Source organism: Flavobacterium sp. 103 (assembly GCF_003096795.1).
Classification (GTDB): Bacteria; Bacteroidota; Bacteroidia; order Flavobacteriales; family Flavobacteriaceae; genus Flavobacterium.
In genome coordinates, this window is sequence record NZ_QENX01000001.1 from 2,399,976 (window position 1) to 2,413,943 (window position 13,968).

Here is a 13,968-nt window from a genome sequence, read left to right on the forward strand (position 1 = left end):
GCAATTATGTACTTAATATTCGATACCGAAACCACAGGATTACCCAAGAAATGGGGAGCACCCATTTCTGACACCGACAACTGGCCAAGATGTATTCAAATCGCGTGGCAGTTGCATGACGATATGGGGAAACTCATCGAGCATCAGGACTATTTGGTAAAGCCTGAGGGTTTTAATATTCCTTATGATGCCGAGCGAATTCACGGTATTTCGACCGAATTGGCCGAAGCCGAGGGTATTTCTTTGGCCGAAGTTTTGGAGAAATTCAACGTTGCTTTAGGCAAAGCCAAATTTATTGTAGGCCAGAATTTAGGGTTCGACATCAATATTATGGGTTGTGAATTCTACCGAATGGGGGTTGCTTCGCCTATGGGAGAAATGCCTATTCTGGATACTTGTACCGAGGTTACTGCTTCGTTATTGAAATTACCCGGAGGACGTGGTGGAAAATTCAAATTGCCTACATTAACAGAATTACATAGTTATCTGTTCAACGTTCCTTTTGCGGAAGCGCACAACGCCACCGCCGACGTTGAAGCCACGACACGTTGTTTTCTGGAATTAATCCGCAGGGATATTTTTACCAAAGAAGAACTCGATGTTGAGGCAGGTTATTTCAAGGATTTCAAAAGTAAAAATCCACACGAAATTGAGCTGATAGGTTTAAAACACATTAACCTAAAAGAAGCTTCCGAAAGAATCCGATTGCAATTTGGAGAAAAACAAGCCGTTTCGGTTTCCAAAGAAGAACTTACGGAGAATAAAAAAGTATTGATAGATGCGTCTTTCGCGCATTTACACAACCATACACAGTTTTCGGTTTTGCAATCGACTATCGCTATTGGTGCTTTGGTTTCGATTACAGCCAAGAACAAATTTCCTGCCGTGGCAATGACCGATACTGGAAATATGATGGGAGCATTCCATTTTGTGAGTGCGATAATGAATCACAACAAATCGGCTTCTGCCAAAAATAAGGAGTTGATCGAAAATGGGGAAGAACCAACGGAAACCGAAATCAAGCCTATTGTAGGTTGTGAATTTAATATCTGTGAAAACCATTTGGACAAATCCAAAAAAGACAATGGTTATCAAGTTGTTTTGTTGGCCAAAAACAAAAAAGGATATCATAATTTGGCCAAAATGGCTTCTATTGCATACACAGCAGGTTTTTATTATGTGCCTAGAATTGATAGAGCAATTGTAGAAAGATACAAGGAAGACATTATGGTTTTGTCTGGAAATTTATACGGAGAGATTCCGAGTAAAATTCTGAATATCGGCGAAAACCAAGCCGAAGAAGCCTTGATTTGGTGGAAAGAGCAATTTGGTACCGATTTGTATCTTGAAATAATGCGTCATAATCAAGAGGATGAAAATCGGGTGAATCAAACATTGGTTGAATTTTCGAAAAAGCACAATGTAAAATTAATAGCTACCAATAACACCTATTATCTAAATAAAGAAGATGCCAATGCGCACGATATTTTGTTGTGTGTAAAAGATGGTGAAAAACAAGCGACACCAATTGGTCGTGGTCGTGGATATCGTTATGGTTTGCCTAATCAGGAATACTATTATAAGTCGGAAGAGGAAATGAAAAAACTCTTTGCCGATTTGCCTGATGCCATTATCAATATTCAGGAAATTGTTGACAAGGTCGAAATTTACTCTCTGTATCGCGATGTATTGCTACCTAAATATGATATTCCACAAGAGTTTGTGGTACCAGAAGATGAGGCGGATGGTGGTGTTCGAGGCGAGAATAAATATTTACGTCACCTTACGATGGTAGGTGCCGAAAAAAGATACGGCGAAATAACTCCCGAGATTCAAGAACGATTGGATTTTGAGTTATTGACCATTTCCAATTCGGGTTATCCGGGTTACTTTTTGATTGTTCAGGATTTCATTGCCAGAGCAAGAGAAATGGATGTTTCGGTTGGTCCCGGCCGTGGATCTGCGGCGGGTTCGGCGGTGGCTTATTGTTTGGGAATTACCAATATTGACCCGATAAAATATGATCTGCTTTTTGAGCGTTTCCTGAATCCAGATCGTGTGTCCATGCCCGATATTGATATCGATTTTGATGATGAAGGTCGCGGTCGTGTAATGGATTATGTAATCAATAAATATGGAGCCAATCAGGTGGCGCAGATTATCACCTACGGTAAAATGGCAACCAAATCAGCCATTCGTGATACGGCTCGTGTATTGGATTTGCCACTTTTTGAAGCCGATAAAATTGCGAAGCTGATTCCAGGGATGATGCCTTCCAAGTGGAATTTGGCCCGTTTTATTTCTGAAAAAGAAGAGGATGTCAAAAAAGCATTACGATCGGACGAGTTTGAGAATGTAAAAGAACTGATTGCCATTGCCAATGAAGATAGTTTAGCGGGAGAAACCATTCGGCAGGCTAAAATATTGGAAGGTTCGATGAGAAATACCGGTATTCACGCCTGTGGAGTAATCATCACGCCATCGGATATTACCAATTTCGTTCCGGTTACTACGGCTAAAGATTCGGATTTATATGTAACCCAATTTGACAACTCGGTTGCTGAAAGTGCCGGATTACTAAAGATGGACTTCTTGGGTCTGAAGACTCTAACTTTGATAAAAGATACCGTAAAATTGGTAAAGTACAGAACCGGAATTCAATTGGATCCGGATACTTTTCCGATTGATGATGTCAAGACTTATGAGCTGTTCCAAAGAGGTGAAACGGTTGGTATATTCCAATACGAGTCACCCGGAATGCAAAAATACATGAAGGATTTGAAACCCACAGTTTTTGGGGATTTGATTGCGATGAATGCTTTGTATCGTCCGGGACCTTTGGAATATATTCCTTCCTTCGTTCGAAGAAAAAATGGAGAAGAACCTATCGTATATGATTTAGATGCCTGTGAAGAGTATCTTGGGGAAACCTACGGAATTACAGTTTACCAAGAGCAGGTGATGCTTTTGTCCCAATCTTTGGCAGGGTTTACCAAGGGTGAGGCTGACGTTTTGCGTAAGGCGATGGGTAAGAAACAAAAGGACGTACTAGACAAAATGAAACCGAAATTCGTTGCCCAGGCAGCGGAGAAAGGTCACGATGCCAAAGTTTTGGAGAAAATTTGGAAAGACTGGGAAGCTTTTGCGAGTTACGCATTTAATAAATCACACTCCACTTGCTATGCTTGGATCGCTTATCAAACGGCTTATCTAAAAGCCCATTATCCTGCGGAATATATGGCGGCGGTTTTGTCCAATAATATGAGTGATATCAAGCAGGTTTCTTTCTTTATGGAAGAATGTAAGCGTATGGGATTGCAAGTTCTTGGACCGGATGTCAATGAATCATTTTATAAGTTTACGGTAAATGATGATTATGCTGTCCGGTTTGGAATGGGGGCCATAAAAGGAGTGGGACAAGGTGCTGTGGCAACTATTGTAGAAAACAGAAAGGACGGAAAATACAAGTCTATTTTTGACTTGACCAAACGTATTGATTTGCGCGCAGCAAATAAAAAAGCATTGGAAAACTTAATTCTGGCGGGAGGATTTGATTCGTTCGAAGGAACGACCAGGGCCCAATATTTCCATGATGAAGGTGATGGAATTACATTCTATGAAAAATCCATTAAGTACGGATCCAAATTTCAGGAGAATGAAAACTCATCACAGGTGAGTTTGTTTGGTGAGACCAGCGATGTACAGATTGCAGAGCCGGTGGTGCCTCCTTGTGAAGACTGGAGTACTATGGAAAAACTGGCCAAAGAGAAAGAGGTGGTTGGAATTTATATTTCTGGGCATCCGCTGGATGATTACAAATTTGAGATGAAATATTTTTGCAATGCCAAGCTAGAAGCTCTTAAAAATATGGAAGCGTATGTGGGCAAGAACTTGACTTTCGGCGGAATCATTACCAATGTACAGCATCGTGTGGCCAAGAATGGAAAAGGATGGGGAACCTTTGTTTTGGAGGGTTATGACGAGAGTTATGAATTCAAGATTTTTGGGGAAGAGTATTTGAAGTTTAGGCATTTCTTTATTCAAAACAATTTTACCTTCATGAAAGTGATGATAAAGGAAGGTTGGGTGAATCAAGATACAGGTAAAAAAACAGATCCTAGAATGCAATTTGTACTGGTGCAATACTTGCAGGATGTGTTGAGCACGTTTGCCAAAAAGTTGATTCTTTTGTTGAATGTAAAAGATATTGAGACTGAATTTATCCATAAACTGAATCGTCTTTTTCAAGATCATAGAGGAGACAATACGGTTGCTTTTGAAATTATGGAGCTTGAAAAAATAAAACGAATCGTTGAGGCTACTCCTGAGTTTGCTGAAAATGAAGAGGAATCTTTTGTGGATGAAAATGAAGAAGGAGCTGAAGTGGCTGAAATAAAGCCAGTCACAGAAGTGGAAGAAATAAAAGTAGTGACCAAATTATCGATGCCGAGCAGAAAGCTAAAAGTTCAAATTTCGAATGAATTATTGTTTGAATTGGAAAAAATGCAGATTAATTTTAAATTAAATTGATTTTTAAACGTTAAATTTTCAATCGTATAGTATGTTTTTTAGTTAAAATTATGCACGCATAGTAAAAAATAGCATCAAGTATTAAAAATAGTGTTAATTGGGTGTTGAGGCGCTTAAAGTGATTTTAAAGAATAGTCAAAATTATTTTAAGTTTGCGCAAATTAATTAACAAAAAATCATGAAAAAGAGTTTATTATTATTCGGATTATTAGTCTCTACAATGACTATGGTAGGGCAAACTACAAGTACTGCAGACAGTAAGCCAGAAACTTGGTATTTTAAATTAGGAGGTTCTTATTTTATTCAAACGGCTGCAACAGAGTTTCCAACTGTTTCTGGTGCATTGCCAAACACTGATGTGTATGCTGCAAACGGAACTACTTTGGTTTCTAGAGAAACAAATCACGGTTCTTTTGGAGAAGGATTCCGTACAAGTTTAAATGTAGGATATCGTTTTTCACCACGTTTGGGTGTTGAGATGGGATTTAATTATTTTGCAGGAAATGATAAAACTATGGTTAAAACTGTTAACAGATTAGTGGCTGCTGGTCCAACTTTTGTAACAGGTACTGCTGAAGGACATATCACTGCTTTTGATTTAGCTCCTGCGGTTGTTTTGTTTTTAGGTGAAACTAAAGGATTTGAGCCTTACACTAAAGTAGGTGTTATTGTTCCTGTAGTTGGAGATTTAACAATCGAAACAAAAAGAACCTATACTAATCCACTTGGAACAACAAATACTTATGCGAAAGACGTAGTGTTGCCAAATCCAACTGTTGGATTTATGGCTGCTTTGGGAACATCTTATAAATTAGGAAAAAACATTTCTCTTTTTGCTGAATTGGAATACCGTAACTTTACTGTTCATGGGAAAACTAAAGAAACAAAAGAATACACTGAAAATGGTGTAGATAAATTAAATACTCCTACTGGTTTCCGTGCTGATGCTTCTTACTCTGCAAGTCATGTTAACTATGTAGATCAAATTAATACTACTTCAAATAGTAAAGTAACAAACGCTGCTGGTTTTGATAGTACTAAATCAACTGATGATATTAGTTCTTATGTTGGAATTAGTGGATTAGGAATGACTTTTGGATTGAAATACAGTCTATAATCAAGCGCAATAGAAATTGAATAAAGACCTTCTGAAAAGAGGGTCTTTTTTTATTACCTAAAAAAGTTCTTGAAATCCTTTAAGCCCTAGCCCAGATGGAAACGGCATCCTGTTGTCCCGGGGTTCGGGACAATAGATATAGTGTACAGCTGGAAATAGCTCCAAATCAATTTTAAAATAGCAATTAGCAATACATTTATAATGAAAACTAATTTGGGAATGGCATTTGGTTGGTTTTTAATTTCTAAATTTGTACCCTAGTTAAAACAAAAAGCATTTAAACATAAAATAAAAAATAGTATGGCATTAGCAATAACAGATGCTACTTTTGAAGAAGTAGTTTTGAAATCGACACAACCTGTAATGGTAGATTTTTGGGCAGCATGGTGTGGGCCTTGTAGAATGGTTGGACCAATCATTGACGAACTTAGCAACGAGTACGAAGGTAAAGTAGTTGTGGGTAAAGTTGATGTAGATGCAAACCAAGAATTTGCTGCAAAATACGGTGTTAGAAACATTCCAACGGTATTAGTTTTCCATAACGGAGAAGTAGTAGGAAAACAAGTAGGAGTGGCTCCAAAACAAACGTATGCAGATAGCTTAGACGCATTGTTGTAATCGGTAACGATTATAGTTTATATAAAAAGGTTTGGCGTTAGTCAAGCCTTTTTTGTTTTTTAGTATTTCTAAAGGATAATTGGCTATTGGCTTATTGTGTTTTTTTAATTTTTAAATCATTCAATCTTTTAATACATTTGGAATATGAAGATCGAATCGCAAGTAGAAAAGATATCCAGTTTTCAGCATTTGGAATTGTTGGCCAATCAAGTGGTGGAAGGCTTTATTTCGGGTATGCACAAAAGTCCGTTTCATGGGTTTTCGGCTGAATTTGCCGAGCATAAAGTGTATAATGTAGGGGAGAGCACCAAACACATCGATTGGAAGTTGTTTGCCAAAACCGATCGATTGTACACCAAGTGTTTTGAGGAAGAGACTAACTTGAGATGTCATATTATTATTGACAATTCTTCGTCGATGCATTATCCTAAATTGAAGGACAATCAGCAGTTTTACGAAAGTAAAATAGGTTTTTCAGTATTGGCTTCAGCAGTTTTGATGAATTTGTTGAAGAAACAGCGTGATGCCGTTGGGCTAAGTGTGTTTTCGGATAGTTATGAGTATTATGCGCCGGAAAAAGGAAGCGATCGTCATCACAGAATGATTTTGAACAAACTCGAGGGTCTTTTGGATAACTCAAAAGAGAAGAAGCAAACGGATACTATTACTTATTTGCATCAGATAGCGGAGAAAATCCATCGCCGTTCGATGATTATTTTGTTTACCGATATGTTTCAGTCGGACAACGAAGAAGCGCTTTTTAATGCGCTGCAACATTTGAAACACGACAAGCACAAAGTGGTTTTATTTCATGTTGTCGACAACGAAACGGAGCTTAAATTTGATTTTGACAATGCGCCTAGGAAGTTTATTGATGTAGAAACAGGAGATGAGGTAGTTATTTTTGCCGATAATGTGAAGTCAGCATACGAAAAACAGGTGGGTGATTACTTCAAAAAGTTGGCTTTGACCTGTGCTCAAAACAAAATAAAGTACATTCCTGTGGGAGTTGGCGAAAGTTTTGAAAAAATTTTAACGACCTACCTAATTGAAAAACAAAAGTTTGGGTAGTAAGGTGGAGATTTTTTTAAAATTCTCTAATAAAAGGCTTGTGTAAATGAAAATCTATTGTATCTTTGCCACCGCAATAAAGCAGAGGTTTGGTAGTTCAGTTGGTTAGAATACATGCCTGTCACGCATGGGGTCGCGGGTTCGAGTCCCGTCCAGACCGCAATATTGGGAAAAGCCTTTCGTAACAGAAAGGCTTTTTTGCCCAAATACGGTATCTAAAGCTAGTTGTGTTGTTTCTCGTCCTATATGACGAGACCGGTTTGTAGTTAGACCAATGAAAAGCTTTCCACTTTGTGGATAGCTTTTTTGATTTTAAGGGAGTTACATTTTTTTTGATTCTTGTGTTATAAAATAGTTGCGTAAACGAAAATCTATTGTATATTTGCACTCGCAATAAAACAAGGTTTGGTAGTTCAGTTGGTTAGAATACATGCCTGTCACGCATGGGGTCGCGGGTTCGAGTCCCGTCCAGACCGCAAATATTGTTTAAAGCCTTTCTTAACGGAAAGGCTTTTTTTATGGATGTAAAATTAGTTTTATTCTATTTGTTGACTCTGTTTCTTTCGTCTTCAGATCCTGTTTGGCGTTCTCGTGATGATTTTAATTTACTGTTTCCAAATGTATTTGAATAAGTAAGAAGATAAGTTCTGTTACTAAAGTCAAATTTGTTATGGGTTTTTATATTTTGATCTGGCAAATCTGTTCCTCCTGTAAATTTATTGGAATCAAAGAGATCATTTATCGAAAATTTTAAGGTGCCCCATTTTTCATTGAATTTTTTCTGAAATCCAATATCAGCTCCAGCTACAGCGTCAAATTTTGCTGTACCAAAAAGACTCGGGCCGTAATAATAGATTGTTGTTTCGTTTGAAATTGTTTTTGTTATTTTGAAGGATTGTGTTGTATTTGCCTGAAAATTTCCTAAAGCTAAGTGAACGGTATCTCCATTATATAATCCCTTAATTTTTTGGTTGATGTAGATTAAATTATTTTGCATTTTCCACCATTCATTAACTTTTATAGGTAGTCCTAGGGTTATGGAAAGTGATTTTGTGTAATCTAAATTGGTTGCGGTAAAAATAAGCCTACCAGTATCTTCATCTATATGTTCTTGAAAAGCTGCGATAGAAGATTGTTCATCGGTATATTGAAAAGAGAGTATCGTTGATTTATAATTAATATCGTATTTGAATGCGTTTGAAATTGCGGGTTGCAATGCCGAATTACCCGAAAAAAAGGTAGTTGGATTTATAAAAATCACAAATGGAGCCAAATCATTAAAAGTTGGCCTGGTTATCCTTTTCGAATACGATAAATTCATATTGAAGTCATCATTGAGTTTTCGACTTAAAAAAATGCTCGGAAAAAAAATTCCATATTGTTTGTCTACAACTTTTCCCTCAGTATCGGTATCCAATTGAGAATCGGTGTATTCATAGCGCAACCCAAATTTTAAACTTGTTTTGTCGTTTATCGTATACTCAAAAGCGGAGTAGGCGGCTGCAATTTTTTCGTCCAAATGACTTTTGTCTGTCAATGTTGGGTCGGGAACCCAATTTTCTCCTTGCAGATTATCTACATTTACACTATTGACGAAATTGGAAAAAGACCCTTTTACACCGGCATCAAATTTTATTTTTTTATTGAATTTATCACTGTAATCAAAACTGCTAACCCAAGTTTTTATTGGTGTTACTTTACCACTTCGTACTTTTTCGACATATAATAAAACCTTATTTTCGTCAAAATAGGAGTTGTCATAGGTATTGGGGTTATTGTCTTTGTATGACAAATAATCCATATTGAAACTAAAATAGTTATCGTCTGTGAAATTATGTTTTAGGTTGTAGTTGGCGCCAAAATGTTTCCATTGATTTAATTCTTCATTTAAAGTTTCGGTAAAAGCAGTTGGCAAACCGTTTGTTGTATCAAAACTGTCATTGTTGGCGTCCATTGTCCATTTTGTATTGTAACCATTGAAGAGAATTCCGGTTACTGTTTTTTCAGACAGTTGGTAATCCAATCCTATTCTGGCATTGTGGTTGTTTCTGGTCGGGAACCTATTGGAAGTTACTGTGGTTCCCAATGTATCATTGTTTTTTACATAAGCCCGACTATTGTAAAATATTTCCGTGTGCTTATCGAATATATAGGAGTAACTTCCAAAAATATTGATTTTGTCTTTTCTGAAATTAAAAGAAATATTATCGGTACTTGAAGGGCGTTTTCCATAACCTGCGGATATCGAATAATTTCCGTTTAGACCGGCATCTGTATTCTTTTTGAGAATAATGTTTATAAATCCCGCATTGCCTTCTGCATCAAAATCGGAAGGAGGGGTTGTGATTATTTCCATCGATTTTATATTGTCTGCACTTAGTCCTTCCAAAAATTGTACAAGTCCAGATTCTGGGACATAGTTTTTTCTTCCGTCAATCATTATAACCACGCCATTTTTACCAACAACCGAAATGCTGTTATTTTGTTTATTGACAGTAATACCGGGTGAGCGTTCTAAGATGTCTAAAGCCGAACCTCCAGCTGAGATAATACTGTTCTCGACATTGATGACCATGCGATCTACTTTCTGGGTGTATAACTGTTTGGTAGTATGCACCACGACTTCTTTTAGTTCGACTTCACTCGATAGCGTAATGGTTTTTGCTGTGTAATTGTTATTTACATCAAATGGTTGCGAATATTGAGAATCAAAGCTAACCATGCTCACCATTAATAAATAATTTCCTTTTGGAATTTGGGTGAATTTATAACTTCCATTCGCATCGGTCATAACTCCTTTTACCAAAGTAGAATCTGATGGTTTTAGTAATAAAACATTTGCTGATGGAAGACCTTTTTCTTTATCTAAAACTAAACCTTCGATCGCATAATAAGATTGACAAAAAAGACCTTGTGAGGATAAAAAGACGAATATTAAAAAGCTAAGTTTTTGCATGTCAATGAATTATAAAACTCATCTAAATTACAAAACAAACAAACTGGATTTTGTCTTTATCGTTTAACTGCTTATTTTTAGTGGTCTATGGTAAACAAGAATGTTTTTATAAGGAAAAGGAATGATTTTTTTACACAACAAAAATCTTGTTTTAGAACAGTGTTGCACTATTCTCCCATACAATCCAAAGAAACAATCCAAGATACATCATACACACCACAAACTTCATAAAAGAGGATGCCAGGAAGCCTAACAGAGAGCCGGTAGCCGCTTTCAAAGCGCGTTGATGGTCTTGTTTATCGTAAATCAGTTCGCCAACAAAAGCACCAACAAACGGGCCAATAATAAAACCCAACGGAATTGGCGCAAAAATCCCAACAATCAGACCGATATTTGTTCCCCAAATACCATATTTACTACCACCGAATTTTTTGGTTCCCTTGGCAGGAATGATATAATCCAAAACCGTTAGCGCAATAGTAATCAATAAGGAAATCCCCAGAATCCAATAATTGGCAGGAACAGCAGTAGTAAAGTACAGTAATACGATTCCAACCCAACTGATACTTGGCCCAGGTAAAACAGGGAGAAAACTCCCAAAAATACCCGCGACAACGCAAACAAAACCCAATAACAAAAGGAGGATATCCATAAAAATATTTTTAGTAATTTTGATGCCGAAAATGCAACACTCATTTCATTCACGAATATGAGAAAAATAATTGTATTTTTATAACATATTAGTCCCATTCAAAAAACAAACATTGAAGCAGTTTTCCCTTTTTTTAGCCTTTATACTTTTTAATTCCTGTCAATATTTTGACAAGCAGGTTCCTTCCGAAAAGGAATTGTTGCAAAAGGAATTGAAGTCCATCAATTGGAAAGAGGTAGACGAATATCCATCGGTTGTGGACTGCGATAAAATCGACGACAAAAAACAACGCCAACAATGTTTTTTTGAGGTTCTAACCCAGTTAATACAGGAAAAATTGTGCAACGACACATTGGCTATGCTTTATCCTGAACTGGATACTATCGAGGTAAAAGTGACCGTTTTTCCTAATGCCACCATGAAGTTCGAACCGCAATTCCCGAAAGATTCGGTAGCTTATGATAAAATAAAAATCGATAGTATCCTCAAAGCTCGTTTAGTGGATTTCCCAAAAATCAATCCTGCAATCAAGCGAGGATTACCTGTAAAAACCCAGTTTATACTTCCCGTAATTCTAAAAGTGGAGTAGTTTTTAAGGAGCTATTTCCAGCTATCCGTTACAATCTTTATGTTTTTAAAGAAAAAACATAAAGGATTTTCACTTCTATCTGGGCTAGGGTATTTCGTATTCATAACAAGATTTCAACGCAATATTGTCATCTCGACGGAGGAGACTCGAGCGATAGCGAACAGGCGAAGCAGATCTTCGCAAGGAGCTCGACAATTTTATTAAAATTACACATTATCTTTTGCTTTATTAATTTGATTGAGGAATAGTATTGTTGAGTTTCCTCGTTCCTCGGAATGACAATATGGAGTGGAAATTTTATGGTGAAATCTAAAATCTGCAATTCTAAAACCTTCTCCCTTTCCATTCGTATTTTCCAAACAAACAATACAAAGCAACAGCTGTACTGAAAAAAGGATACCACAAACTACTTAAAAGCAAATAACGCATTTTATGTTTCGTCAAAAATTTATTGGTTTGCTGTATCAGCACAGAGTCAATTCCAAATTTGATCAAGAAATACAGCCCAAGGAAAAAATAGGGGAGCATACCCAAAAAAGTCAGCACAAAACAATATACCCAACCAAAATTCATCAGAAAGACAATCAGTCCCAACCTTTTCCCAAAGAGACTTTGATAGGAAGTCGTTTTGGAAGCCCAGCGTACGCGTTGGTAAAACAACGATTTCCAATCATTCACTGGTTTTGTGGTTACAATGGTATTCTTCGATTTTAAATACGCAACTTTTTCAGCATATTGGGACAATGCTTTCTGCAACAAAAAAACATCATCTCCACTGGCGATTGCAGAGTTGCCTTCGAAACCTTTTAGCTTTTGAAAAAACGATTTGGTGTAGGCAAAATTGGCGCCATTACACATAAAACCTTTTTTAATTCCAAAACTGCCTATGGTTGCGCCTTGTAAACTGGCCAAATCCAATTGTTGAAAATGATGCAAAAAAGAATTTTGGCAATCGTAGGTAACCGCTCCTGCAATCATCGAAACATGATGCAACTGAATGAAATTGTCCAGCGCCAATAGCCAATTTTTAGGAACCGTACAATCGGCGTCGGTGGTGATAACCCAATTGGTTTTTACGATTTCCATAGCCGTTGTAATGGCATCTTTCTTTGGAGAATTTGAAATCCGAATATTATCAATTAACAGAATCTTAAATCTTAAATCGTTAATCGTTAATCTTAAATCGGAATCATCATCAACCAAAATCACTTCAAATAAATCCGTTGGGTAATTCAATTTTGAAAAGCTTTCCAATAAAATCGGCAGATTTTCAGCTTCATTCCGAAAAGGGACAATAATGCTAAAGCTGGTTTTTGGCGGTAAGCCAATGTATTCAAAATGATTTATTTTGGTAAAACCATAAATGAGCCAACTTATAGTCAGCATATAAACGATTGCTATGCCTAATAAAAATAAAATCATACCGACATTTTGGGTTTGAAATTCAACACATAATAACTCCCAATAAGCACAGGTAAAACCACATTCAGGAACCACATTAGCGTTGTGACAAAAACAACCACCCATTCATTTACACCCAATATTCCGAAGAAATATACTGCTACACTTCCTTTTACGGCAAAATCCAAAAACTGAAAAGTGGGTAAAGAAGAAGCCAGAAAGTAAACGCTCGAAATGGCCGAAATTAAGATTAAATAGGGTAAATCGACATCAAATGCCAGAAACAAGAAATAGTATTGATGCGAGAAAACCAAATACCGTAAAATCGCCAAATATGTATTTTTTTGATGAATCGATTTTGGTATTTCGTTAGTTTTATGAATCAGTTTTTCTATCGAATAACCTTTGATGGTAATTTTTTTGACTGAAAATAAAACAGCAAATAGGATTACCAAAATCCCAAATAGTACTGCTACCGTTTTTGTGGTAATTACGTTGTACTGCGCATTGAAATACAACAATCCAAAAATGCCAAAGACTACAGTGAGTATCATTTGGATTCCATTACAAATCAAGTTTAAGAATACGACTTTCTTGGCCTCTTTTTTGTCGAAATACAGTGCTTTTCCGGCATATTCTCCCACACCGTTTGGAGTAAATAATCCCGCTGTAAGCCCAGCTAGGACTTGTTTGGTTGCTTCTGCCAAAGATATAGGATGGAGAGAGGAAACTAGATATTTCCATTTCAATATTTCGAATAAACGATTCAGAACACTCAAAAGCAGAATAAAACTGATTCCCAATATCGACTGATTTTTATGAAAAAGCACCAAAAATTTTTGCCAGTCAAGTTTATCGTTGTTCGCCAATTGATTGTAAATAAAATAAAAGGCACCGCCTACAATCAAAAGTTTGACTAGAAGTACAAGGAATTGCTTAGTTTTGTGTGGTATTGAAATCATACCGCAAAGTAAAGGAAAATCGTCGTGAAAATGCTATTTCGCAGAGATTAGCAAAGAAATGACTAAGGAACG

At 36.7% G+C, this 13,968-nt stretch carries 9 protein-coding genes and 2 tRNA genes; 7 read left to right on the plus strand and 4 right to left on the minus strand.

Translation table 11 applies throughout. The features are described from left to right. Positions 1-6: 6 nt before the first annotated feature. The 6 genes from dnaE (at position 7) to C8C85_RS09800 (ending at position 7,812) form a co-directional block, all read left to right on the plus strand. Positions 7-4,530: a DNA polymerase III subunit alpha gene (gene dnaE, locus C8C85_RS09775; RefSeq protein WP_116796915.1), complete on the plus strand. Its 4,524-nt coding sequence runs from the start codon at positions 7-9 to the stop codon at positions 4,528-4,530. A 178-nt stretch (positions 4,531-4,708) separates the two neighbouring features. Continuing rightward, complete coding sequence (locus C8C85_RS09780; RefSeq protein WP_116796916.1) at positions 4,709-5,647, plus strand: outer membrane beta-barrel protein; 939 nt, start codon at positions 4,709-4,711, stop codon at positions 5,645-5,647. Positions 5,648-5,947: 300 nt separating this feature from the next. Next, positions 5,948-6,265, plus strand: coding sequence for a thioredoxin (gene trxA / locus C8C85_RS09785; RefSeq protein WP_077377586.1), 318 nt, complete (start codon positions 5,948-5,950; stop codon positions 6,263-6,265). A 144-nt stretch (positions 6,266-6,409) separates the two neighbouring features. After that, positions 6,410-7,336: a DUF58 domain-containing protein gene (locus tag C8C85_RS09790; RefSeq protein ID WP_116796917.1), complete on the plus strand. Its 927-nt coding sequence runs from the start codon at positions 6,410-6,412 to the stop codon at positions 7,334-7,336. Between the two features lie 86 nt (positions 7,337-7,422). Then, positions 7,423-7,496 (plus strand) — tRNA-Asp (locus tag C8C85_RS09795). Between the two features lie 242 nt (positions 7,497-7,738). Then, positions 7,739-7,812, plus strand: a tRNA-Asp gene (locus C8C85_RS09800). Positions 7,813-7,877: 65 nt separating this feature from the next. Here the strand turns inward: C8C85_RS09800 and C8C85_RS09805 are convergent. Together C8C85_RS09805 and C8C85_RS09810 are read right to left on the minus strand one after the other, a co-directional pair. Continuing rightward, the gene (locus C8C85_RS09805) at positions 7,878-10,292 is read right to left on the minus strand and encodes an outer membrane beta-barrel family protein (protein WP_116796918.1); all 2,415 of its coding nucleotides are present in this window, start codon (positions 10,290-10,292) and stop codon (positions 7,878-7,880) included. Positions 10,293-10,443: 151 nt separating this feature from the next. Further along, positions 10,444-10,944: a DUF456 domain-containing protein gene (locus C8C85_RS09810; RefSeq protein ID WP_116796919.1), complete on the minus strand. Its 501-nt coding sequence runs from the start codon at positions 10,942-10,944 to the stop codon at positions 10,444-10,446. Between the two features lie 112 nt (positions 10,945-11,056). On the opposite strand from C8C85_RS09810, the gene C8C85_RS09815 reads away from it, so the two are divergent. Beyond that, entirely contained in the window at positions 11,057-11,533 is a 477-nt protein-coding gene (locus tag C8C85_RS09815) for a hypothetical protein (RefSeq protein ID WP_116796920.1), read from the plus strand. Between the two features lie 324 nt (positions 11,534-11,857). Here C8C85_RS09815 and C8C85_RS09820 read toward each other — a convergent pair whose 3' ends face one another. Together C8C85_RS09820 and C8C85_RS09825 are read right to left on the minus strand one after the other, a co-directional pair. Further along, positions 11,858-12,955 (minus strand): glycosyltransferase family 2 protein, encoded by a 1,098-nt coding sequence (locus C8C85_RS09820; protein WP_116796921.1) that lies wholly within the window; start codon positions 12,953-12,955, stop codon positions 11,858-11,860. Next, positions 12,952-13,896: a lysylphosphatidylglycerol synthase domain-containing protein gene (locus C8C85_RS09825; RefSeq protein ID WP_116796922.1), complete on the minus strand. Its 945-nt coding sequence runs from the start codon at positions 13,894-13,896 to the stop codon at positions 12,952-12,954. Before C8C85_RS09825 ends, C8C85_RS09820 begins: the two co-directional genes overlap by 4 nt. Between the last annotated feature and the right edge of the window lie 72 nt (positions 13,897-13,968).